This is a genomic window from Sphingomonas sp. QA11 (genome assembly GCF_028473665.1).
Lineage (GTDB): Bacteria > Pseudomonadota > Alphaproteobacteria > Sphingomonadales > Sphingomonadaceae > Sphingomonas > Sphingomonas phytovorans.
This window is the reverse complement of sequence record NZ_CP098774.1, coordinates 2,300,218-2,323,000: the sequence shown is the minus strand read 5'-3', so window position 1 is coordinate 2,323,000 and position 22,783 is coordinate 2,300,218. Positions and strand designations below refer to the sequence as shown.

Sequence of the window (22,783 nt, the reverse complement as noted above, 5' to 3'; positions counted from 1 at the left end):
CGCCAGATATACTACCCTTTGCCTCGCCTCCCCAGCGAAAACCAGGCACACAGAGGACTGACGAATGACGCAGTACGTTTACCGCTTCGGCGGGGGTGTTTCCGATGGCGGCAAGGGCGACCGCAATCTGCTCGGCGGCAAGGGTGCCAACCTTGCGGAAATGGCCTCGATCGGCCTGCCGGTGCCGCCGGGCTTCACCATCTCCACCGAGTTCTGCGCCGTCTATTATGACCAGGGTGGCCAGTTCCCGGAAGGGCTGCGCGCCGAAGTCGCCACCGGCATCGCCCATATCGAGGGCGTCACGGCCAAGAAGTTCGGCGACGCGGCCGATCCTCTGCTCGTTTCGGTCCGCTCGGGCGCCCGCGCGTCGATGCCGGGCATGATGGATACCGTGCTCAACCTCGGCCTCAATGACGAGACGGTGCAGGGCCTCGCCGCGACGTCAGGCGATGCGCGTTTCGCGTGGGACAGCTATCGCCGTTTCATCCAGATGTATTCCGACGTCGTACTCGAGCTCGATCATCACAGCTTTGAGGAAGCTCTTGAAATCGCGAAGGAAGACAAGGGTTATTTCCTCGACACCGACATGACGGCCGAGGATCTCCAGGCGCTGGTGGTCGAGTACAAGGCGCTGGTCGACCAGCAATGGGGCAAGCCCTTCCCGCAGGACGTGCACGACCAGCTCTGGGGCGCCGTCGGCGCCGTGTTCGGCTCGTGGCAGTCGGAGCGTGCCAAGGTCTATCGCCGCCTCAACGACATCCCGGCGAGCTGGGGCACGGCGGTCAACGTTCAGGCGATGGTCTTCGGCAACATGGGCGAGACCTCGGCGACGGGCGTCGCCTTCACCCGCGATCCGGCCAAGGGCGACCGGGCCTATTACGGCGAATTCCTGATCAACGCGCAGGGCGAGGACGTCGTCGCCGGCATCCGTACCCCGCAGTATCTCACCAAGGCTGCCCGCGAGGCAGCCGGCGCCAAGCCGGCGTCGATGGAAGAGGCGATGCCGGAGACCTTCATCGAGCTGGCCAAGGTGTTCGACCTGCTCGAAACGCATTACCGCGACATGCAGGACATCGAGTTCACGGTGCAGCAGGGCAAGCTCTGGATGCTCCAGACCCGGTCGGGCAAGCGCACCGCCAAGGCAGCGCTCAAGATCGCGGTCGACATGGCTGAAGAAGGGCTGATCACCCGCGAGGAGGCCGTCGCCCGCGTCGATCCCGCCGCGCTCGACCAGCTTCTCCACCCGACGCTCGATCCCGCCGCGACGCGCGACGTGATCGCCAAGGGCCTCCCCGCCAGCCCCGGCGCAGCTTCAGGTGCGGCTGTCTTCGACAGCGACACCGCCGAGAAACGCTCGAATGCGGGCGACAGCGTCATCCTGATCCGGGTCGAGACCTCGCCTGAGGACATTCACGGCATGCACGCTGCCCGGGGCATCCTGACGGCGCGCGGCGGTATGACCAGCCACGCGGCCGTGGTTGCGCGCGGCATGGGGCGCCCGTGTGTCTCCGGCGCCGGGTCGATCTCGATCGACGCCAAGGAACGCGTGATGCGGGTCGGCGGGCGTGAGGTGAAGGAAGGCGATATCGTCACGATCGACGGGTCGACCGGCGAAGTGATGATGGGCGCCGTGCCGACCGTCCAGCCCGAGCTGGCCGGCGATTTCGGCACCCTGATGGTCTGGGCTGATGGCGTGCGCCGCCTCAAGGTCCGCGCCAATGCCGAGACGCCGCTCGACGCAAGGGTTGCGCGGGAGTTCGGGGCTGAAGGCATTGGCCTCTGCCGTACCGAGCACATGTTCTTCGACGCGGCTCGCATCACGGCGGTGCGCCAGATGATCCTGGCCGAGGACGAGAAGGGCAGGCGTGTCGCGCTCGACCGGCTGCTGCCTGAACAGCGCGCCGATTTCATCCAGCTTTTCGAGGTGATGGCCGGCTTGCCGGTGACCATCCGCCTGCTCGACCCGCCGCTCCACGAATTCCTGCCGCACGAGGAAACCGAATTCGCCGAGGTCGCCAGCGCGGCGGGCGTGGCGGTCGAAGTGCTGAAGCGCCGCGCGGCGGAGTTGCACGAGTTCAACCCAATGCTGGGCCATCGTGGCTGCCGGCTTGGCGTGACCTATCCCGAGATCTACGAGATGCAGGCCCGCGCCATCTTCGAGGCGGCGGTCGCCGTGGCGGAGAAATCGGGTGCGGCACCGATCCCCGAGGTGATGATCCCGCTGGTCGCGACGCGTCGCGAACTCGACCTGATGAAGGCGGTGGTCGACAAGGCCGCGTCGGCGGTGTTCGCCGACAAGGGCAGGACCATCGAGTATCTCGTCGGAACGATGATCGAACTGCCCCGCGCCGCGCTGAAGGCGGGCGAGATCGCCGAGGTCGGTGCCTTCTTCTCCTTCGGTACCAACGACCTGACACAGACGACGTTGGGCGTCAGCCGTGACGATGCCGCGCGTTTCCTCACCACCTATGTCGAGCGCGGCATCTACCCGAAGGACCCGTTCGTCAGTCTCGATATCGAGGGTGTGGGCGAGCTGATCGAGCTGGCCGCCGAACGGGGCAGGGCGACCCGCCCCGACATCAAGCTGGGCATTTGCGGCGAGCATGGTGGCGATCCGGCAAGCATCGCCTTCTGCGAGAAGATCGGCCTCGATTATGTCAGTGCCTCGCCATATCGCGTCCCGATCGCGCGGCTGGCGGCAGCACAGGCGGCTTTGGCGGCGAAAAACTGATTTCGCCGCTCAGGCGGCTTACTACACTTCCCCGGTCCGAACGTCCCGGCCGGGGAAGGACTTCGCATCCGTGCCCCAAAAAGCATTGCGGATCGAAACCGATCTTTGCTTCCTGGCGAAAAATCGAATATCGGGTATCGTGGGAGAGCGATACATGGGCGTTGAACATTTCGATGTTGTCGTGGTGGGTGCTGGCATTTCCGGCATTGGTGCTGGCTATCACCTGCAGAAGCTGAGCCCCGATCGCAGCTATGTGATTCTGGAGGGCCGCGAAGCGTTGGGCGGGACCTGGGACCTGTTCCGCTATCCCGGCATCCGTTCCGATTCCGACATGTATACCCTGGGCTATTCCTTCCGCCCCTGGACCGAGGCGAAGGCGATCGCCGATGGACCCTCGATCCTGAAGTATGTGAATGACACCGCGCGAGAGGCCGGGATAGACCGGCACATCCGTTATCGCCATCATGTGAAGCGGGCGGCCTGGTCGACATCCGACGCACGCTGGACGGTCGAGGCGGACGGGCCGGATGGTCCGGTCCAATTCACCTGCAATTTCCTCTTCATGTGCAGCGGCTATTATAATTACGCCCGCGGCCACACGCCCGATTTCCCCGGCGCCGAAGACTTTGCGGGCCGCATCGTCCACCCGCAATTCTGGCCCGAGAATCTCGACTATACCGGCAAGAAGGTCGTGGTAATCGGCAGCGGCGCAACCGCGGTGACGCTGGTGCCCGCGATGGCCGAGAAGGCAGCGCATGTGACGATGCTGCAGCGATCGCCCACCTATGTCGTGTCGCGTCCGGCCGAGGACAGTTTCGCCAACTGGCTGCGCCGCAAGCTGCCGGCGATGACCGCCTATGGCATCACCCGGTGGCGCAACGTGCTGTTCCAGATGTTCTTCTACAATCTGGCGCGCAAGCGGCCGGAAAAGACCAAGGCGCGGCTGCTCGAGATGGTCCGGACGGAACTGGGGCCGGACTACGACATCGCCACTCATTTCACGCCGCGCTACAATCCCTGGGACCAGCGCCTGTGCCTGGTGCCCGACGGCGACCTGTTCGCCTCGCTCAAGAAGGGGGAGGCCTCGGTCGTCACCGATACGATCGAACGCTTCACGCCGGGCGGGATCAGGCTTGCCTCGGGCGCCGACCTTGCCGCCGATGTGGTCGTCACCGCGACCGGACTTGAGCTGCAACTGCTGAGCGACGTGGTGTTCAGTGTCGACGGCGCGCCGGTAGATCTGTCGAAGACGTTCAACTACAAGGGCATGATGTATAGCGACGTGCCGAACATGGCCTCGTCCTTCGGCTATACCAATGCGTCCTGGACGTTGAAGGCAGACCTAACCTGCGCTTATGTCTGCCGCTTGCTCAACACGATGAAGAAGCGTGGTCTCCGCCAGGCGACACCACGGGTCGGCGATGACGTGCTGACGCCAGAGCCGTTCCTGAGCTTCACCTCCGGATATGTGACCCGGGCGATGGAGAAATTCCCGAAACAGGGCAACAAGAAGCCCTGGAAGCTTTATCAGAATTACGCGAAGGACATCGTCTCGCTGCGGTTCGGTTCGGTCGATGACGGAATGGAGTTCTCGAACCCGGTGCCGCGCCGGCAGGCGGCCGAACCGGCCCGAGAGGCCGTCACGGCCTGACTCTTTCAACTATGGTGGCCGGGTAGCGGGCGCGCGTTGCGCTTCCGCACCCCGCTCCACGACCCCGTCACGGCATGGCGCCGTGTCCCGCGATGTCTCGCGTATCAAATTTTCTTGAAATTTCCGGATGTGCTCCTGGCGGAAACGCCGCCAATTCGGAGCTATCTGAGAAAATGATTTACCAAAATCGGTAAGTCCCGAATCGGGACTGCGGAAGTGATCGCGGCTTTCAAGGCCTGGGGCGATCCGCGTTGCGTGCTTGAGAAAAGGGGCCAGGTCGTATCGACCCGATCCCCAGCCAACCCTCTATTAAGACAGGTTATTTCGGCCAGGTATCGGGTCGATGGACTGGTTTACCAGGGACGGATGCCCTCGCCGTAGATCAGCGCGATAATGAACTTAAGCACTAGCTTTCTCCCTTGTGCACTCAGGCGAGCGCGTGAATTTCTTAACGGAAAATTAGGGATAAAGCAATCGGATTCCCGTGGGTTTCCGTGCCGGCCGCAGGAGGTTTAAGAGTTCCTTCAGCGGTCAGCTGCTACCGCTCACAACGATGGCGCGCGCTTCAGGTAGATATGGCCCGACAGGGGGACCCAGGGGGCGCGGTACGCGGCGGCTAATGTCCGCTGCCCTTCGCCACCGCGCGGGCGAGGAAAGCGGTGTCGCCGCACCGCGCGCGGAAGCCCCACCGGGCGGTATCAGCGGATTCGAGAAACATCGGCGGCAATTGCTCGACCGCGCCGCCATGGCGCTTGATGGCCCGGACGAGACGCTGCCGCCCTTGCCCAAGGCGTGGCAATTCCTCTGTCTTGCCGAAATCGCCAATTTCGCGGCATTGCGCCGCCACCTCGGCAGGTCGCGGGCCGACCGGTTGCCAATCGACGTCAGCGATCGGGTAGATGCTAGCCTGGCTGATGCCCGCATCTCTGTGGTCGGGCGCAATATCGTCGAGATCGCGTTCGAGGGCGATTCGCTGACTGACCTTGCTGCCGCGCTTGGCTGCCTCACCGCTGATTTCGATCTGCCGCTCGATCTGGACGGGGAGCAGCATCGACTTAATATGCACTTTGGTGCCGCTGCCGCGCCGGTCGGCAATGCTGAAGACGTGCGGCTCGCCGAAGAGGCAGAGAGTGCGCTGGAGCAGGCCCGCAGCGAGGCGCATGCCGTCATCCGGGATCTCTCCGCGGGCACGCCGGCCTTCGACCGGCTGACCCTTACCCGCGAACTGCCCGGCGCGATCAAGAACGGGGAGATGTTCCTTCAATATCAGCCAAAGGTGCATGTCCGCCGCCAGGAGATCGCGAGCGCGGAGGCGCTGGTGCGGTGGCAGCATCCGACGCGCGGGCTGATCCTCCCGGGCGATTTCATTACCGTGGCGGAAGAGGCCCGCGAGATCTCCGCGCTGACTCTCTGGACCCTCGATCAGGTGATCGCCGACCAGAGGCTGCTCGCGACCGACGGCAACGATCTGACCATCTTCATCAATATTTCGGGCCAGTTGCTCGCCGATGTGCGCTTTGTGAAGCTTGCCTGCGCCAAGGTACGCGAAAGCGGTGCGCGGATCGGATTCGAGATCACCGAAACCTCGGTGATCCGCGATCCGCAAAGCGCGATCTTCAATCTGCAGGCGTTTGCCGATGTCGGCATTACCATCGCGATCGACGACTACGGGGCCGGCTTGTCGTCGCTGGCCTATCTGAAGCAGCTCCCGGCCAAGGAGCTGAAGATCGACAAGATGTTCGTGCTGCAACTGACGAGCAGCAATCGCGACCCGCTGATCGTGCGCTCCACCATCGATCTGGCGCATGCGCTGGAGATGGAAGTGACAGCGGAAGGGGTCGAGACACAGGCGGCGATGGCGCTGCTGAGCGTGATGGGATGCGACATGGTGCAGGGATATCTGATCAGCCGGCCAGTCTCGATCGACGCGTTCCGTCAGTTCCTGCGCGACGACAAGGCACGTACCCCGGAAGACCCGGGCCATGCGATGTTCCGCCGCCCGGCGAGCTTCTGGAAGAGCGCCTGAGCGCGGCACCGACTCAATCCCTTAGCGCGTATTTAACATGTTCCGTTCAAACTGCCCGCGATGATGGGGTCCACTCTTCGTACCTTGATGGCCGCTGCGTTGATCGCGCTGGCGATGACGGGCGTGAATGCCCCGGTGCGGGCGCAGGCTGCCATGCCGGTGATGGACGGAGGGAGTCGCTTCGACTCGATGGTGGCCGACGCCAAGGCGATGATGCTCGTCGATCCGGGCAAGACGATCGAAAGGGCCAAGGCCGCGGAGGAAGAGGCCCGGACATTGCACGGCCGCCGGCGGATCATTGCCGTTGCGACCGCCCAATGGCTCCAGGGGGAGGCCTATCTTCGCCTGAACGACCTCGGCCAGGCCCAGCCTCTGATCGATCGCGCCTATGCGGCGGTTGCCGGCGGTGGAGCGCCGACCAAGCTCAAGGGCGATATCCTGCTGTCACGTGGTGGCCTGCATACCGCAAAGGCCGATGTCGCGGCGGCGCTCGCCGATTACCAGGCGGCGCATGCGGTGTTCCGCGATCTCGGCGAGACGCGAAGTCGGGCGGTCGCGCTGCTGAGCATCGCGCTCCTGTATCAGGAGGCGAAGGACTATGCGAACGGACTGCGCTATTCGAGCCAGGCGATGGAGGTCTATCGCGGTGACCCGTCGCTGCTGCTTGCCATCTATAATAATCGCGGCGTCTGCCTGAAGGAGCTCGACCGTTTCGCCGAGGCGGAGAAGCAATTCAACGAGGCGCTGGCGCTGGCGCGGACGATGAAGAGCCCCGGCCGCGAAGTGCAGATCCTTCGCAATATCGCCCGTGCGCAGCTCGCCACCGGCAAACTTGCCGCCGCGGACCAGACCATCGCCGACGTGGCGCGGGTCTCACGCGCGGCGGATATGCCAACGGACAGCCAGGATCTGGGGCTGGCGGCGCAAGCAGCGCTTCAGCACGGCGATCTCGGCCGTGCGACGGCATTGATTGAGCGCAGCTTCGCCGGCGTCGACCTGCGCACGACCACGCTGGCGTTCCGCGAAGCGCATCAGACCGCCTATGACCTGTTCAAAAAGACGGGAAGGCAGGCGGAGGCGCTTGTCCATCTCGAGGCGTTGAAGCGCCTCGACGACCAGACTTCAACGCTGGCCGCTTCCACCAATACGGCGCTTGCCGCCGCGCGCTTCGATTTCGCCAATCAGGAACTGAAGATCACCAAGCTGCAGGCCGCCGAGGCCCAGCGCAAATACGAGGCGGAGCAGGCGCGCGCCGAGACTCAGCGGGTCGTTTTCATCGGCGCGGGTGTCGCCACGCTGATCATCGTTTCGATGCTCGCCTTCGGCCTCGTCACGATCCGGCGCAGCCGCAATGAAGTACGCGCCGCGAATATCGATCTCGCCGCGACCAACAGTGCCCTGGGCAAGGCGCTCGCCGCCAAGACCGAATTCCTCGCGACCACGAGCCATGAAATCCGCACGCCGCTGAACGGCATTCTCGGCATGACCCAGGTGATGCTGGCCGATCGCAAGCTTGACGAGCCGACCCGCGACCGGATCGAGGTGGTGCACGGCGCGGGGCTCAGCATGCGCGCGCTGGTCGACGACATTCTCGATGTCGCCAAGATGGAGACCGGCAACATGACGATCGAGCGCGAGCCGTTCGATCTTAAGGCGACGCTGCTCGAGGTTTCTCGCATGTGGGAAGAGCAGGCGCGGGGGAAGGGTATCACCTTCGCGCTGGATCTCGCCGATTGTCCGGACCGGATCGAGGGCGATGCCGCCCGATTGCGCCAGATCAGCTTCAACCTCCTCTCCAATGCCCTGAAATTCACTGAAAAGGGATCGGTGCGGGTGCGCGCCTTCGCCAGCGAGGATGCGGGCGGGCCGAGATTGAAGATCGAGGTTGCCGACACCGGTATCGGCATTCCAGCGGACAAGAACGAGATCATCTTCGAATCCTTCCGGCAGGTCGATGCGGGAACAACGCGCAAATTCGGGGGTACCGGGCTGGGGCTTGCGATCTGCCGCAACCTTGCGCGTGCGATGGATGGCGACGTCACCGTCCGCAGCCAGGTGGGCGAAGGATCAGTCTTCACCTTGGATTTGCCCCTGGTCCACGCCGTGGCCGCGGAAGCGGTCGAGGAAATGCCAGGAGCGGGGGCGCTGATCATCCTCGATCGCAATCCCATCTCGCGCAGCATGCTGCGGGCCTTTCTGGAGGGCCGTGCAGGCAATGTGCTCTTTGCTGCTACCGTTGACGAGGCGGTCGCTCTGCTGGCTGCCGGCGGCGTATCGCGATTGCTGATCGACGATGCAACGGTGAAGGCTAGCGAAGATACATCCTCCGCGCTGACGACACTGGCCGCCGCGGCAACTGACTCTGGGGCTGTTTCCGCGCTGCTCTGGCCAGCGCCGAGCGACGAAAAGCGCACCGAATTTCTCAAGGCTGGCATTACCCTCGTGATTGCCAAGCCGATCGCCGGCACGGCATTGGCCGAGACGCTTTTCCCATTGGACAAAAGCGACACGGGCAACGCCGGCCATCTTGTAACGCGCGCGGCATGATCCGATAGAGACATCCAATATGGTTCCATTTCCCCTCCAAACGGCCAGCGCCCCGGCGTTCAGGTCATGAACGTCCTCTTTATCGAGGATGATTCGATGAATCGGCGGGTCGTGAAGGACATGCTCGACGTGGCCGGGGCATCGATGGTTGGCGCCGAAAGCGGCGAGATCGGCCTGCAGATGATCGAGGACCAGGACTTCGACATGATCCTTGTCGACCTGCGTATGCCCGGAATGGATGGGCTTGAGGCAATCCGGCACATTCGAAGCCGCAATGATGCCAAGGGCAAGCTGCCGATCATCGTGGTGACCGCTGATACCGCGATCGACCTGCGCGAGCGCTGCCTGACGGAGGGAGCCGACGAGGTGTTGTTCAAGCCCGTCGCGATGGATTCGCTGTTCGACGCGATCGGGCGGATGCTCGCCCGGGGTTCTGGTGATGGAATGATCGGCTAGTCGGCTTTGGGCGGCATGCGCTTGAGCGCATCTGCCAGTGATGTCGTGGCGCTGCCGCGCCGGGCCGGTTGGGGCTGGGACGGGGCAGGGGCCCAACCCGTCAGGAAGATGATCTCGAAACGCTCCGATGTGCGACCATCCGGGTCAGCCTGCGCCGCAAAGGCATCGGCGGCGCGGCCCAGCGTATCGCGGCGAAGTGGCGTACGGCCGACCAGCAGGTTCGTCGCGGCCATGCCGCGCAGGTCGCCCAGCAGCTTGCCGAGCGTGCCGTAACGCACGTTCAGCGATTCCACATCGGCGACGGGCAGCGCGAAGCCTGCCCGGACCAGCAGATCGCCGGCTGATCGCACGTCGATCTGCGGATGAATACGCGCGGCGGGCCGGTCGCGCTCCGCCTCGCGGAAGGCGGCGCGAAGAGCCGGGAGAGTCCCCGCGCCGGTAAAGGCAGCGAGGAACAGCCCGTCGGGTCGCAACGCGCGCCGGATCAGCGTCAGCGCGCCGGGGAGGTCGTTGACGCTGTCGAGCACGCCCGCCGAAACGACCAGATCGAACGAACCGTCGGCGAAGGGCAGCCGGTCCTCATCGGCCTGCACGCCGTCCGTGGCACGAGCAAAGGCGAAACCGGCGTCGCAACGGACGATGTGCCTTCCGGCCGCCGGAAATGTCCCGTCGAAACAGCCGAGATCAAGCACGTCATCGAAGCCGCGCGTCACCGCGGCGAGCCGTTCCTGGATACCGTCGAGCATCGCCGCGCGCAGGAAATCATATTCCGCGAAGCTGGCGGCGGCGCGGTCGCGGCGTCGGCGTCGTGCGGTGCGGTCGAAGATATCAGGGATGCTCACCGCGCAGGCTTGTGCCGCCGGACGGGCGGCGCGACAAGGGTGTGTGGCGCGGTTTCTCGATCCGTTGCGTGTTGTCGCCAATCTCGCGCTGCCGCCGCGCTGCCCCGGTTGTGGCGCGGTGACAGGGGAAGACCATCGCTTCTGCTCGGCCTGTTGGGGAAAATTGCGCTTTCTCGGCCCGCCCTGGTGTGCGGCATGCAACGCCCCTTTCGCCTATGATCGTGGGCCCGGCGCGCTGTGTGCCCCATGCCATCGGCAGCCGCCGCGTCATGCCGGCGTTCGTGCCGCCGTTGCCTATGGTGATGTCGCGCGCACCGTTGCGCTGCGACTCAAATATGGCGGGCGCACCGCCTTTGCCGAGACGGTTGCCCGGCAGATGGCACGGCTGATGCCGGAGGGTGCTGAACTGCTCGTGCCGGTTCCGCTTCATCGCTGGCGTATCTGGTCGCGCGGATTCAACCAGGCGGCGCTGATCGCCCGGGCGCTGACGCGGGCATCGGGTGTCGCGAACGACCCCATGCTGCTTCAGCGTGTCCGATCTACGCCACCCTTGCGCGGGATGGGCGCGCGGGGCAGGGCGAAGACCGTATCCGGGGCCTTTCATATCCCGGCCCACGCCCGCGAAAGGGTGCGCGGCAAGTCGGTGGTGCTGGTCGACGATATCCATACCAGCGGGGCGACCAGCGATGCCTGTACACGATCGCTGCTTCAGGCAGGCGCCGCCAGCGTCGCTATCCTGTGTTGGGCACGAGTGCTCGATCCGGCTGCTGACGATTGACAAGCGGCCGGGCCGCCCACATTTCGGAATCATGGCAAAGATCGAAATCTACACCAAGGCTTTCTGTCCCTATTGCACGCGAGCGATGCGCCTGCTCGAAAGCAAGGGCGTCGAGGTCGAGGAATTCGACATCACCATGGGCGGTCCGAAGCGTGCCGAGATGTTGCAGCGCGCGAATGGCCGGAGCACCGTCCCGCAGATCTTCATCGACGGAAAGCATGTCGGCGGATCTGACGATCTCGCCGCGCTCGACCATGAGGGCAAGCTCGACGCGTTGCTCGCGGCATGAGGATCGCGCTTCTCCAGATGACGACGGGGATCGACCCCGCCGCCAATGCGGGCGTCATCACCGATGCGATCGCTGAAGCGGCGAAGGGTGGTGCCGCGATGCTGTTCACGCCCGAGATGTCGGGCCTGCTCGACAGCGATCGCGCCAGGGCGGCGAGCCATCTTCGGGCCGAGGCGGATGATGCCGTGCTGGCGGCGGTGCGCAAGGCAGCGGCGGAGCAGGGTATCTGGGTCCATCTCGGCTCGCTCGCGGTGCGCAGCGATGATGGCAAGCTTGCCAACCGCGCCTATGTGATCGATCCGCAGGGCGCGATCCGCGCGCGCTACGACAAGCTTCATCTGTTCGATGTCGATCTTCCGACGGGCGAAAGCTGGCGTGAATCGGCCTCCTATACGCCGGGCAGCGGCGCGGTGGTGGTCGATACGCCGGTCGGACAGATCGGGCTCACCATTTGCTATGATATGCGTTTCCCCGACCTGTTCCGCGCGCTGAGCGACGCGGGGGCGACCATTCTCGCGGTACCGGCCGCTTTCACCCGGCCGACGGGCGCGGCGCACTGGCATATCCTGTTGCGTGCCCGCGCGATCGAGGCGGCGGCCTTCGTCGTCGCGGCGGCGCAGACTGGCGTACACCAGGATGGCCGGGCGACCTATGGTCATTCGCTGGTGATCGATCCCTGGGGCGAGGTGCTGCTCGACATGGGCGAGGAGCCTGGGCTCGGCTTTGCGGAGATCGACCCAGCGCGCATCGCCGATGTCCGTGAGCGCATTCCGGTGCTGGCGCATCGGCGCCCGATCCCGGCGGTCGAGACGGCGTCGTGATCGTCTTCGACCTGCGCTGTTCGGGCGAGCATGTGTTCGAAGCCTGGTTCGCCTCGAGCGGCGCGTTCGAGGACCAGCGGGCTCGGGGGCTGCTGTCGTGCCCGCTGTGCGGCGATGTCGATATCGGCAAGGCGGTGATGGCGCCGAATATCCCGGCCAAGGGCAATCGCAAGGATGTGGACGCGCCCGTGACCGCGACCGAGGCCCCGACACCCGCGGCGATGAAGGCGGCGATCCGGGCCCTTGCCGAGGCGCAGGCCAGGGCTCTCGAAAAATCCGAATGGGTCGGCCGGGCCTTCGCCGATCGTGCCCGGGCGATGCATGCCGGCGATGCCGATCCGGCGCCGATCCATGGCGAAGCGACGATCGGCGAGGCCAAAGCCCTGGCCGACGAAGGCGTGGCGATCGCGCCGCTGCCATTTCCGGTGGTTCCGCCGGAAGCGATCAACTGAAGCGGTAATTGCGCGAGGGCTTCCTGCGCGATTGACCCGTGAAGGGCCAATCTCTACGACCCGGCTCGCGCCCCCGTAGCTCAGCAGGATAGAGCGACGGTTTCCTAAACCGCAGGCCGGTGGTTCGAGTCCACTCGGGGGCACCAGCATCGCTTGCGCAAGCGGTGCCCGCCGGAGTGGCTCCTCGGGGCGCTTACGCCTTGACGTGCTGTGCGATGTACTTGTTCATCTCGAACATCGTGACCTTGTCACGACCGAACACCTTCTTGAGCTTGTCGTCGGCGAGGATCTCGCGCTTGTTCGCCGGGTTCTGCAGGTTGTTGGACTTGATATAGTCCCATACCTTGCTGATCACCTGGCTGCGCGGCAGCTTGTCGTTGCCGACGATCGCGCCCAGCTCCGGGGACGGCTGCACAGGCGCATGGATGCCGCCGGTCTTGGGAGCTGCCGTGGGTTCTTTCGCCATAAAATGTCCTTCCTGATGTGTCGTTCATGTCGACATCGGTTTCACGCCTGCTTCAGCGTCTCTCGCTTGTGCGCCGCCTTTTTGGGATTGTCACTCCTTACAATGCGCTAATCCCCCTCCTTGCGGGCACGGATGGGCCGGTTTTCGACCGGGATGCGACGACAAGGCGGCGTTTCGGGGTCGGAGGGACGGAAAAACCCCCTCTTCCGGTTGGAAAAGGGGGCGTTTCCCCCGGCGCGCCGGCCGGTACAGGGGCAAGGAGGTATCAGAAGCTCTTGCGGAGCGTCCCGCCGAAAGTACGCGGCTGGTTCGGATAGCCGCTGTAGCTGCCGTCCTGCGCCACCGTCGGGAAGGTCGAGATCAGGTAATTGTCCTGGGTGAGGTTGCGCACCCAGAACATCAGCTCGAGCTTGTTGGCCTTGCTCTGGAACCCGAGGCTGGCGTTGATCGTGTTCTGCCCATAGGTTGACAGGTCCGGCGGCGTGGTCTCGGTGAGCTGGAACTTGCTGGCATAATTATATTCGCCGCGGAGATAGGCGCTGACGTCGTTCGTGAGATTGTGCGACAGGGTGGCCGAGGTCGAGAAGCTCCAGGTCGGGATGCCCGCCGGCTTCTGGCCGGAGAGATCGCGGAACGACGGACGAAGCCCCGTCGCCGGATTGATCGGGCACCGGGTGGTATCGTAGTTCACGCACGGGGCGCCAGTGAAGGAGTCATATTTCGGATCGAGGTAAGTGACCGAGCCGGTGAGGGCGAGGGCCGAGACCGGGCTGTAGGCAGCGTCCACTTCGAAGCCGCGGACTGATTCCTTGCCGGCGTTGACCAGGCTGTAGCCGAGGCCGGTAAAGGCGTTGGACTGGAAGCCCTTGATCGACTGCTTGAACACCGCGAGGTTGAAATAGCCGCCGCGGAACTTCGCCTTGGCGCCGGCTTCATAGACCGTGACTTCCTCAGGCGCGGCCGACCGGCCGACCCCGTTCAGTGGCGGGCGGCTGTCGGACGACAGGTTGACCGCGCTTGCCTTCCAGCCGGTCGAATAGCTGACATAGACGTTCACGAAATCCAGGTCATAGGCGGCGCGTGCGGCATAGGTGACCTTGTCGCCCTTGAAGATGCCGGATTCATTGGCGTTCGGATAATTGACGGGCCCGTGATTGGTTGTGTTGGCGTAGAAGAATTGCAAAGCGTTCAGGGCGAAGGGATTGGTGCCCCCAAGCGAACCGGGGCACGGCGCCGAGCCGGGGCCGGGCAGCGATGCGCCAAGGCTGGCACCGAACAGGTTCACCGGAACGCGTCCCCCGGTCGATGCCGGATTGAAGCCCTTCTGCAGCAAGCAACCGGAGAGTGACGCCGGAAGCGCGGCGAACGGGAGGAAGCCAAGCCCGGGGACGTTCTCCAGGTTCAAGGCGGAGAATTTGTCGTTCATTACGACGTTCGAAACCACGGCCTTGCGATCGTTCATATAGGCGATGCCACCCGTCAGGGTCAGCCGGTCGGTTACCTTGAAATCGGCCTGGCCGAAGAGCGAATAGGACCGCTGCTTCATCTTGTAGTTGTCGGCAATACCCTGGCCGGGGGTGAAATAGGTGCCGCCCGGGATGATCGACGGGTTGGTTGCATTCTGCAGAGCTTCAAGCCCAGTGATCAGTCCGCCCGAAAGTGCGTTGACGAAGGCGCGCGCATCCTTGCCGAAGCGGATGTCGCGGCCGGTGGTGAGCCTTTCGTCCTGATAGAAACCGCCGACCAGCCAGCTCAACCGGCCATCCCCGTTCGACGCCAGGCGGAATTCCTGGGTGAAGGTCTTGGCGTTGTTGGCCGTGATGTTGTTGGCGATATCAGCGGCGGTGAAGTCGATGTCCTGGTTCGATTGGTTGATCTGGTTGCGATAGGCGGTGATCGAGGTCAGCTTCGCGAAGCCGATGTTCCAGTCGACCTGGCCCGAAACGCCCTTGCCGACGATGCGGTTATACGGATCGGTGTTGAAGATAACGTTGCGGTCGAAGATCTTGGTCGTGTCCGACACGGCGAAGCCGAGGGCCTTGATCGCCTGGGTGGCAGGGCCGTTGTAGATCGAGGTTACGCCGCAGCACACTTCCTTGATCAAATTGTAGTCGCCGATGATGCGGACCGAGAAGTCCGACGAAGGCTCGAACAGGATATCGCCGCGAACCGACCAGCGATGGCGGTTGTTGACGTCGCTGCCGGTCGTCAGGTTCTTGAAATAGCCGTCACGCTCGTTGAGGCTGCCCGAGACGCGGAAAGCGAGGCTGTCGGTGAGCGGGCCGGTAATGGTCGCCCTGGTCTGCATCTGGCTGTAATTGCCGACGCTGATCTCGGCCTTGCCGCCCCATTCGAAGGAGGGGCGCTTGGTCACGATGCTGATCGCACCGGCCGACACGTTCTTGCCGAACAGGGTCGATTGCGGGCCACGCAGCACCTCGACGCGTTCGATCTCGGGCAGATCGTCAAGCGCGGAGGCTGAGCGCGACCGATAGACGCCGTCGACGAACACGCCGACCGAGCTTTCGATACCGTCATTGCCGTTGCCGTTGCCGAAGCCGCGGATGATGAAGTTGGTCTGCCCGGCCGCGTTGAACTGAGCGACCTTGAGCGACGGCACGACCGACTGAAGGTCGATCAGGTCGCGGATCTGGGCTTTCTCGATCGTGGCGCTGCTGGTGACCGACACCGAGATCGGCACGTCCTGCAGCGTTTGTTCGCGCTTGGTGGCGGTGACGATGATGTCGTCGCTGTCGTTCAGCGCGCCGTCCTGGGCGGCGGGGGCGGGCGTGCTTTGCGCCAGCGCGGGGGTGGCGTAGAGCAATGCGATGGCCGACGCGGCAAGCAGTTCGAATTTCTTCATGGTGACGTCCCCTCTTGGCCAGCCCGCCGGTCTTATGCCAACTGAGCATTGTTCGTAATCAAGGTATGCGAATTCTGCGTCGAGGTGAATCGGTCGTCAATGGCGGAATCGAAGGAAAACAGCGGGGTTGCACAGTTGTTGCCCAAATGAGACAGTTTCGGAATCGAACTGAGATCGCACAAAGCGAGATTGCCGTAACGTCAGGTTCGAATAAGGCCTAAAGAAATGAGTATTGAACATCACCCTGACGGGCACGAAAACGGCGACCTCGTCACCGAAACGCCCAAGATACCAGTGCCGGACGACGTAGCGGAGGCGGTACGCACCCTGATTCGATGGTCGGGCGACGATCCGACGCGCGAAGGGCTGCTCGACACGCCGCAGCGCGTGGCGCGTGCGTGGAAGGAATATTGTTCGGGGTATGGCGACGATCCCGCGCATCATCTGTCGCGCATTTTCGAAGAAGTGGGCGGGTATGACGAGATCGTCCTGCTGAAGGACATCCCGTTCCAGTCGCATTGCGAGCATCACATGGCGCCGATCATCGGCAAGGCGCATATCGCCTATCTGCCGGGCAATTACGTCGTCGGCATCTCGAAGCTGGCGCGCGTGCTCCATGCCTTTGCCCGGCGGCTTCAGGTGCAGGAGCGGCTGACCGCCGAGGTGGCCGACTGCATCTGGGAGAATCTCAAGCCGGTCGGCGTCGCCGTGGTGATCGAGGCGAGCCATGCCTGCATGACGGCGCGGGGCGTGCGGACGCCGGGGGTCTCCATGGTGACGAGCCGGATGATGGGGGTGTTCCGCGAGGACGACCGCAGCCGCAAGGAAGTGCTCGCGCTGATGGGATATTGAGCGGTGCGGGAGACGGTGCGGACGGTGCTGGTGACAGGCGCGCCGCGGCGGATCGGCGCTGCCATCGCGCGGCATCTCGGCGCGCGTGGCTGGCGGGTCGCTGTCCATCACCATCATTCCGCGGGAGAAGCCGAGGCGCTGGCGGCTGAACTGCCGGGCGCCTGCGTGCTGATGGGCGATCTCGCGGCGGCAGGAACGCCGGCGCGATTGGTGGCGGAGGCCCGGGCGGCGTTCGGCGGGCCGCTAGGCGCCGTGGTCAACAATGCGTCGCTCTTCACTTATGACCGTCCTCCGTCGATCGACCCGGCGATGCTGCGCGGCCATGCGGCGGTGAACCTCGACGCGCCGGTGCTGCTTGCGTCGGCGCTGGCGGCGCAGGAGGATCTGGCGGCCGGGGCGGTGGTCAACATCCTCGACCAGAAGCTGGCCAATCCGAATCCCGATTTCTTCTCGTATAGCTGCGGCAAGATCGCGCTTGGCGGCGCGACGGGGATGCTTGCCCAGGCGCTTGGGCCGCGCATCCGGGTCAATGCCGTGTCGCCGGGGCTGTCGCTGCCAAGCTTTGACCAGAGCGACGCCGAGTTCCGCGCGGTGGCGAGCGAAAATTTACTGCGGCGTCCGGTCGATGTGGCGTCGATCGCCGAGGCGGTGGAATTCCTGCTGACCGCGCGGGGAATCCACGGCCAGAATATCTTCGTGGACAATGGCCAGCATTTCCTGCCGCGTGACGGTGACGTGATGTTCGAGACGCGCCGGGCATTCGAGCCGGTGCATGGCTGAGGGCGTGCGCTTCACCACGATCCTGGACGGGCTTGAACTCGTCATGGGCCTTGGCATCCATGCCGAGGAACTGGCCGGGCCGCAGCGCGTGATCGTCTCGGTACGGATGGAGGTCGACTATCCGACGTCGCCCCACGACGACCGGATCGAGGAAGTGCTCGACTATGACTTCATCCGCGCGGACATCCGGGCGCTGGTCGCCGGGCGGCATTTCCATCTTCAGGAGACCCTGTGCGAGGCGGTCGCTGCCCTGTGCCTCGCCGACCGCCGTGTCGCGCAGGTGATGGTGCGGTCGATGAAGCCCGACATCTATCCGGATGCGGCGGTCGGGTGCGAGATCGTGCGGGGCAGGGGCATCGCCTGACCAATTGCCCAGTATTCGCGACGAATCCATGTTGGGAAATGCGGCGATCTGCGGAAAACCGGTAAATATTCGCGGATTTATGCGACCCACCGACGAGGGAGGCGGATTCGGGCGTTTCCTTGGAGCTGTGCTGATTCTATTGCATAATGGTGCCGGGATCATTTGCGTTACATGCTTCGGAAGATAGCGGAGCGGAAGCCGAACTGACATCTTTCTACACGAGTTTTCAAATATTTTCGCAAGTGGCATCGTATTTTCATCCGGCGTTACTCGAGAGACGAAATCTGTTCTTCGAGTTCTGCTCCTTTTGCGGGCGAACCGCGGCGGAGGAAACTCGGTGCGATTCCACCACCGAAGCGGGATGAATTGAATCGCAGGCGGCGCGATGGCTTAGGCACGAGGCGTCAACCTCTCGATAACATTATGGCCGAGGCACGGGGTGGGAAAGTCACAGGCCGGGTTCCTGCCGACCGGCGGTGCCTGATATCGCCGGCCAGAATGATATTGCCACCGCTTGCGAAGCACGATGATATGGTCCGGTATCGTATCGGCGCATCGCGGGGCGGTGTCGTGCGTTGGTATCGGTAGAGGTACCCCGGTCGCGGGGTGCCTCGTCCGAATTCGCTGTTCCCACGACTCTGCAGAGGATGAATCCCGATATGGCTGGCGACCTGGAAATATCCCGCCGCGGCGTTCTGGCGGTCACCGCCGCCACGGCCGCGCTTACTGCCGTTCCCAAGGCAGAGGCGCAGGACGTGCCGCGGCGTGCGACGCCGTCGATGATGATGGTCTCGCTCGAGGTGAACGGCAAGCGTCGGGAGCTTGAGCTTGATACCCGCACGACGTTGCTCGACGCGCTGCGCGAGCATCTGCAGCTTACCGGCACGAAGAAGGGGTGCGATCATGGCCAGTGCGGCGCCTGTACGGTGCTCGTCGAGGGCAAGCGGATCAACTCCTGCCTGACCCTGGCGGTGATGCACGAGGGGGACAAGGTCACCACGATCGAGGGCCTGGGCACGCCGGGCGACCTGCATCCGATGCAGGCGGCTTTCATCAGGCATGACGGATATCAGTGCGGCTATTGCACGCCCGGCCAGATCTGCTCGGCGGTGGCGGTGCTGGGCGAGATCAGGGCAGGCGTGCCGAGCCATGTCTCGGCCAGCCTGACCGAGCGGCCGAAAGCCACCAACATCGAGATGCGCGAGCGGATGAGCGGCAATATCTGCCGCTGCGGCGCCTATTCGAACATCGCCGAGGCAATGGCCGACATCGCGGGAGGGGCGGCATGAAACCCTTCAGCTACGAGCGCGCCGAGACGCCCGCCGCGGCCGCGGCGGCTGTCGAGCGGACGCCGGGCGCCAAGTTCATCGCCGGCGGCACCAATCTGCTCGACCTGATGAAGCTCGAGATCGAGGCGCCGGCGCATCTCGTCGATGTGGGCCCGCTCAAGCTCGACCGGATCGAGAAGATGGCCGAAGGCGGCGTGCGGATCGGCGCGCTGGTGACGAACACCGCGCTTGCATCGGACGATCGAATCCGGCGGGACTATGGCGTGCTGACCCGCGCGATCGTGGCGGGCGCGAGCGGGCAGTTGCGGAACAAGGCGACGACCGCGGGCAATCTGCTCCAGCGGACGCGCTGCCCCTATTTCTACGACACCAACCAGGCGTGCAACAAGCGCAAGCCGGGCTCAGGCTGCGCGGCGATCGGCGGATTCAGCCGGCAGCTTGCCGTGATCGGGACAAGCGATGCCTGCATCGCGACCTATCCCGGCGACATGGCGGTGGCGCTTCGGCTGCTCGATGCGATGGTCGAGACAGTCAATGCGAGGGGAACGACGCGCTCCATTCCGATCGCCGATTTCCATCATTTGCCGGGCAAGACCCCGCATATCGAGACGGGGCTACGGCGTGGCGAACTGATCACCGGAGTCACCCTGCCGAGACCGATCGGGGGCACGCATCTCTACCACAAGGTGCGCGACCGGGCGTCCTACGCCTTTGCGCTCGTATCGGTGGCGGCAGTGATCCGGCCTGACGGCACCGGGCGGGTCGCGGTTGGCGGCATCGCGCCGAAACCATGGCGGGTCGAAGCCGCGGAGACATCGATACCGCGCGGCGCGAAGGCGGTTGCCGCGCACCTGCTCGCGGATGCCCGACCAACCCATGACAATGCCTTCAAGCTGCCGCTGGTCGAGCGAACGATCGCGGCGGTGATGAGCGACGCGAGGAGCCAAGCATGAAGTTCGACACGCCAGCGGGCACCAACCCGATCGACCAGCTCAAGGTGATCGGCAAGCCGACCGACCGGATCGACGGCCCGCTCAAGACCACCGGGTCGGCACCCTATGCCTATGAGCGGCACGATGCGGTGCCGAACCAGGCCTATGGCTATCTGGTCGGCAGCGCGATCGCCAAGGGCCGGATCGACCGAATGGACACGGACGAGGCGAAGGCGGCGCCGGGGGTGCTGGCGGTGGTCACCACGCTCGACATGCCGAAGCTGCCCAAGGGCAATTTCAATACCGCCTCGCTGTTCGGCGGCCCGGTGGTCGAACATTATCACCAGGCGATCGCGATCGTCGTGGCCGAGACGTTCGAGCAGGCCCGCGCCGCCGCCAATCTGGTGCGGGTCGAGTATAGCAGGGCCAAGGGGCGTTTCGACCTGGCAGCGCTGGCGCCTGAAGCCGCCTATAAAAGTGATAACGGTGCACCGAAGATCGCGCGGGTAGGCAATTTCGAGGCGGCCTTCGCGTCGGCACCGGTGACGCTCGACGCGAGCTATACGACGCCCGACGAATCCCACGCCATGATGGAGCCGTTCGCGACGATCGCCGCCTGGGAAAGCGACAAGCTGACCCTTTGGACGTCGAACCAGATGATCGCCTGGACCAAGGGAGACGTGGCCAAGACCCTGGGCATCCCCAAGGAGAATGTGCGGCTCGATTCCCCGTTCATCGGCGGCGGGTTCGGCGGCAAGCTGTTCCTGCGCGCCGATGCGATCCTGGCCGCGCTTGGAGCAAAAGCGGCGAAGCGCCCGGTCAAGCTCGCGATGCCTCGCCCCATGATGATCAACAATGCGACTCACCGGCCGGCGACGATCCAGCGCATCCGGCTGGGCGCCACGCGCGAGGGCAGGATCACCGCGATCGCGCACGAAAGCGTATCGGGAAACCTGCCCGGCGGAGACCCCGAGGCAGCGGTCCAGCAGACCAAATTGCTCTATGCCGGCGAGAACCGGCTGACCGCGATGCGGCTTGCCGAGCTCGACCTGCCGGAGGGCAATGCGATGCGCGCGCCGGGCGAGGCCCCCGGGCTGATGGCGCTTGAGATTGCGATGGACGAGATGGCGGAAAAGCTGGGGATCGACCCGGTGCAGTTCCGCATCCTGAACGACACGCAGGTCGATCCGGCAAAGCCTGACCGCAGATTCTCGCAGCGACAGCTTGTCGAGTGCCTGAAACTGGGGGCCGAGCGATTCGGCTGGGATCGCCGCAACGCCAAGCCGGCATCGGTGCGGGAGGGACGCTGGCTGATCGGCATGGGGGTCGCGGCGGGCTTTCGCAACAACCTGCTGATGAAGTCGGCCGCGCGGGTTCGGCTTGACGGGAAGGGCGTGGTGACGATCGAGACCGACATGACCGATATCGGCACCGGCACCTACACGATCCTGGCACAGACCGCGGCGGAGACGATGGGCATCGGGATCGACAGAGTGGTGGTGAAACTTGGCGATTCCGACTTCCCTGCCTCGGCTGGCTCGGGCGGCCAATGGGGGGCGAACAACTCGACCGCCGGCGTCTATGCGGCCTGCATGAAACTGCGCGAGACGGTGGCGCAGCGATTGGGCTTCAATCCGGCCGACAGCGCCTTTGCCGACGGCAAGGTTCGATCGGGCAAGCGCAGCGCCGCGTTGGGCGATGCAGCGCGTGACGGCGAGATCGTGGTCGAGGACGGCATCGAATATGGCACGCTCGACAAGCAGTATCAGCAATCGACCTTTGCCGGCCATTTCGTCGAAGTGGCGGTCGACGGCTTCACCGGGGAGACGCGCGTCCGGCGCATGCTGGCGGTGTGCGCCGCCGGTCGAATCCTAAACCCCAAGGCGGCGCGAAGCCAGATGATCGGCGCGATGACGATGGGCGTCGGCGCCGCGCTGATGGAGGAACTGGCGGTCGACAAGCGCTTCGGCTTCTTCGTCAACCACGACCTTGCCAGCTATGAAGTGCCGGTGCACGCCGACATCCCGCATCAGGAGGTGATCTTCCTTGATGAGGTCGATCCGATCTCCTCGCCGATGAAGGCCAAGGGCGTCGGCGAGCTGGGCCTGTGCGGGGTCGGAGCAGCGATCGCCAATGCGATCTACAATGCCACCGGCGTGCGCGTGCGCGACTATCCGATCACGCTCGACAAGCATCTCGACCGGTTGCCGGAGATCGCGTGAGACGATTCTTGCCTGTCTTCCGTCGCCGTTATCTGGGCGATGCGATCGGCCGCAATTTGAAACCGGTGATTTTGGTCCCGTAGCTGCACTCGAACGAGCGTCGTTGCTTGCCGTCGTCCGCCGTCCCCCAGACGACGATCTTGCTTGGGCTGCGCTGCTCGACATCGATGATGCTCACCTTGCCGTAATGCGATGCACGGGTGCTACAGTCAGTCGCTGCCGCGGGATGCGCCTGTTCGTTGTTCGTCGGTGTCCCCGCCACGCCGCGGGCCGCCATGCCGGCGGCGCCGACGGCGAGGCTGGCGACACACGCGCTCAGCGCCAACGCACTCCCGGCCAGCAGGGCCGAAGCCATCATGCGAGTCATCCCGTTCGAGCCCCCATTGCCCGCGGCGTCGGTGCCACGGCGCGCAACCTATGGT

Annotated in this window: 19 protein-coding genes and 1 tRNA gene; 16 read left to right on the top strand and 4 right to left on the bottom strand. The window is 64.5% G+C overall.

Annotation, left to right across the window (positions count from 1 at the left end):
* Nucleotides 1-64 precede the first annotated feature (64 nt).
* The 5 genes from ppdK to NDN01_RS10730 all read left to right on the top strand — a co-directional run bounded on the left by ppdK (nt 65) and on the right by NDN01_RS10730 (nt 9,411).
* Entirely contained in the window at nt 65-2,731 is a 2,667-nt protein-coding gene (ppdK, locus tag NDN01_RS10750; protein WP_272627372.1) for a pyruvate, phosphate dikinase, read from the top strand.
* Between the two features lie 154 nt (nt 2,732-2,885).
* Nucleotides 2,886-4,382 carry a flavin-containing monooxygenase gene (locus tag NDN01_RS10745; protein WP_272627371.1) on the top strand — a complete coding sequence of 499 codons (1,497 nt, stop codon included), beginning with the start codon at nt 2,886-2,888 and terminating at the stop codon, nt 4,380-4,382.
* A 553-nt stretch (nt 4,383-4,935) separates the two neighbouring features.
* Nucleotides 4,936-6,408: an EAL domain-containing protein gene (locus tag NDN01_RS10740; RefSeq protein WP_272627370.1), complete on the top strand. Its 1,473-nt coding sequence runs from the start codon at nt 4,936-4,938 to the stop codon at nt 6,406-6,408.
* A gap of 60 nt (nt 6,409-6,468) precedes the next feature.
* Nucleotides 6,469-8,955 carry an ATP-binding protein gene (locus NDN01_RS10735; RefSeq protein ID WP_272627369.1) on the top strand — a complete coding sequence of 829 codons (2,487 nt, stop codon included), beginning with the start codon at nt 6,469-6,471 and terminating at the stop codon, nt 8,953-8,955.
* A 66-nt stretch (nt 8,956-9,021) separates the two neighbouring features.
* On the top strand, nt 9,022-9,411 hold the full coding sequence (locus NDN01_RS10730) for a response regulator (protein WP_272627368.1): 390 nt from the start codon (nt 9,022-9,024) through the stop codon (nt 9,409-9,411).
* Here NDN01_RS10730 and NDN01_RS10725 read toward each other — a convergent pair.
* Nucleotides 9,408-10,253, bottom strand: a complete 846-nt coding sequence (locus tag NDN01_RS10725) for a class I SAM-dependent methyltransferase (RefSeq protein WP_272627367.1) — start codon at nt 10,251-10,253, stop codon at nt 9,408-9,410. The genes NDN01_RS10730 and NDN01_RS10725 overlap by 4 nt on opposite strands.
* Between NDN01_RS10725 and NDN01_RS10720 the strand changes: the two genes are divergently transcribed.
* From NDN01_RS10720 to NDN01_RS10700, 5 genes are all read left to right on the top strand, one after another.
* Nucleotides 10,246-11,031: a ComF family protein gene (locus NDN01_RS10720; RefSeq protein WP_272627366.1), complete on the top strand. Its 786-nt coding sequence runs from the start codon at nt 10,246-10,248 to the stop codon at nt 11,029-11,031. The genes NDN01_RS10725 and NDN01_RS10720 overlap by 8 nt on opposite strands.
* A gap of 31 nt (nt 11,032-11,062) precedes the next feature.
* Entirely contained in the window at nt 11,063-11,320 is a 258-nt protein-coding gene (grxC, locus tag NDN01_RS10715) for a glutaredoxin 3 (protein WP_272627365.1), read from the top strand.
* Nucleotides 11,317-12,141, top strand: a complete 825-nt coding sequence (locus NDN01_RS10710) for a carbon-nitrogen hydrolase family protein (RefSeq protein ID WP_272627364.1) — start codon at nt 11,317-11,319, stop codon at nt 12,139-12,141. The genes grxC and NDN01_RS10710 overlap by 4 nt, the downstream gene beginning before the upstream one ends.
* Entirely contained in the window at nt 12,138-12,593 is a 456-nt protein-coding gene (locus NDN01_RS10705; RefSeq protein WP_272627363.1) for a DUF1178 family protein, read from the top strand. Before NDN01_RS10710 ends, NDN01_RS10705 begins: the two co-directional genes overlap by 4 nt.
* Before the next feature lie 69 nt (nt 12,594-12,662).
* Nucleotides 12,663-12,739, top strand: a tRNA-Arg gene (locus NDN01_RS10700).
* A gap of 47 nt (nt 12,740-12,786) precedes the next feature.
* On the opposite strand, the gene NDN01_RS10695 is transcribed toward NDN01_RS10700, so the two are convergent.
* Together NDN01_RS10695 and NDN01_RS10690 are read right to left on the bottom strand one after the other, a co-directional pair.
* A complete protein-coding gene (locus NDN01_RS10695; RefSeq protein WP_272627362.1) occupies nt 12,787-13,059 on the bottom strand; it encodes an SWIB/MDM2 domain-containing protein in 273 nt (90 codons plus the stop codon).
* Nucleotides 13,060-13,324: 265 nt separating this feature from the next.
* A complete protein-coding gene (locus NDN01_RS10690) occupies nt 13,325-15,922 on the bottom strand; it encodes a TonB-dependent receptor (RefSeq protein ID WP_272627361.1) in 2,598 nt (865 codons plus the stop codon).
* 225 nt (nt 15,923-16,147) lie between these two features.
* On the opposite strand from NDN01_RS10690, the gene folE reads away from it, so the two are divergent.
* The 6 genes from folE to paoC all read left to right on the top strand — a co-directional run bounded on the left by folE (nt 16,148) and on the right by paoC (nt 22,361).
* Nucleotides 16,148-16,774 (top strand): GTP cyclohydrolase I FolE, encoded by a 627-nt coding sequence (gene folE, locus NDN01_RS10685; protein ID WP_272627360.1) that lies wholly within the window; start codon nt 16,148-16,150, stop codon nt 16,772-16,774.
* A 3-nt stretch (nt 16,775-16,777) separates the two neighbouring features.
* A complete protein-coding gene (locus NDN01_RS10680; RefSeq protein ID WP_272627359.1) occupies nt 16,778-17,554 on the top strand; it encodes an SDR family oxidoreductase in 777 nt (258 codons plus the stop codon).
* Nucleotides 17,547-17,918, top strand: coding sequence for a dihydroneopterin aldolase (locus NDN01_RS10675; protein ID WP_272627358.1), 372 nt, complete (start codon nt 17,547-17,549; stop codon nt 17,916-17,918). Before NDN01_RS10680 ends, NDN01_RS10675 begins: the two co-directional genes overlap by 8 nt.
* Before the next feature lie 659 nt (nt 17,919-18,577).
* Nucleotides 18,578-19,207 carry an aldehyde dehydrogenase iron-sulfur subunit PaoA gene (gene paoA / locus NDN01_RS10670; protein ID WP_272627357.1) on the top strand — a complete coding sequence of 210 codons (630 nt, stop codon included), beginning with the start codon at nt 18,578-18,580 and terminating at the stop codon, nt 19,205-19,207.
* Entirely contained in the window at nt 19,204-20,160 is a 957-nt protein-coding gene (locus NDN01_RS10665; RefSeq protein ID WP_272627356.1) for an FAD binding domain-containing protein, read from the top strand. The genes paoA and NDN01_RS10665 overlap by 4 nt, the downstream gene beginning before the upstream one ends.
* A complete protein-coding gene (paoC, locus tag NDN01_RS10660; RefSeq protein ID WP_272627355.1) occupies nt 20,157-22,361 on the top strand; it encodes an aldehyde oxidoreductase molybdenum-binding subunit PaoC in 2,205 nt (734 codons plus the stop codon). Before NDN01_RS10665 ends, paoC begins: the two co-directional genes overlap by 4 nt.
* A 28-nt stretch (nt 22,362-22,389) precedes the next feature.
* Here the strand turns inward: paoC and NDN01_RS10655 are convergent, their stop codons facing one another.
* Nucleotides 22,390-22,719, bottom strand: a complete 330-nt coding sequence (locus NDN01_RS10655) for a hypothetical protein (RefSeq protein WP_272627354.1) — start codon at nt 22,717-22,719, stop codon at nt 22,390-22,392.
* Nucleotides 22,720-22,783 lie beyond the last annotated feature (64 nt).

Coding starts and splice junctions, on each gene's coding strand:
- NDN01_RS10710 (WP_272627364.1), top strand. CDS start 11,317: ATGAGGATCGCGCTTCTCCAGATGACGACGGGGATCGACCCCGCCGCC.
- NDN01_RS10745 (WP_272627371.1), top strand. CDS start 2,886: ATGGGCGTTGAACATTTCGATGTTGTCGTGGTGGGTGCTGGCATTTCC.
- paoC (WP_272627355.1), top strand. CDS start 20,157: ATGAAGTTCGACACGCCAGCGGGCACCAACCCGATCGACCAGCTCAAG.
- NDN01_RS10730 (WP_272627368.1), top strand. CDS start 9,022: ATGAACGTCCTCTTTATCGAGGATGATTCGATGAATCGGCGGGTCGTG.
- NDN01_RS10675 (WP_272627358.1), top strand. CDS start 17,547: ATGGCTGAGGGCGTGCGCTTCACCACGATCCTGGACGGGCTTGAACTC.
- NDN01_RS10720 (WP_272627366.1), top strand. CDS start 10,246: ATGCTCACCGCGCAGGCTTGTGCCGCCGGACGGGCGGCGCGACAAGGG.
- grxC (WP_272627365.1), top strand. CDS start 11,063: ATGGCAAAGATCGAAATCTACACCAAGGCTTTCTGTCCCTATTGCACG.
- NDN01_RS10740 (WP_272627370.1), top strand. CDS start 4,936: ATGGCGCGCGCTTCAGGTAGATATGGCCCGACAGGGGGACCCAGGGGG.
- NDN01_RS10695 (WP_272627362.1), bottom strand. CDS start 13,059: ATGGCGAAAGAACCCACGGCAGCTCCCAAGACCGGCGGCATCCATGCG.
- ppdK (WP_272627372.1), top strand. CDS start 65: ATGACGCAGTACGTTTACCGCTTCGGCGGGGGTGTTTCCGATGGCGGC.
- folE (WP_272627360.1), top strand. CDS start 16,148: ATGAGTATTGAACATCACCCTGACGGGCACGAAAACGGCGACCTCGTC.
- paoA (WP_272627357.1), top strand. CDS start 18,578: ATGGCTGGCGACCTGGAAATATCCCGCCGCGGCGTTCTGGCGGTCACC.
- NDN01_RS10655 (WP_272627354.1), bottom strand. CDS start 22,719: ATGATGGCTTCGGCCCTGCTGGCCGGGAGTGCGTTGGCGCTGAGCGCG.
- NDN01_RS10735 (WP_272627369.1), top strand. CDS start 6,469: ATGATGGGGTCCACTCTTCGTACCTTGATGGCCGCTGCGTTGATCGCG.
- NDN01_RS10665 (WP_272627356.1), top strand. CDS start 19,204: ATGAAACCCTTCAGCTACGAGCGCGCCGAGACGCCCGCCGCGGCCGCG.
- NDN01_RS10690 (WP_272627361.1), bottom strand. CDS start 15,922: ATGAAGAAATTCGAACTGCTTGCCGCGTCGGCCATCGCATTGCTCTAC.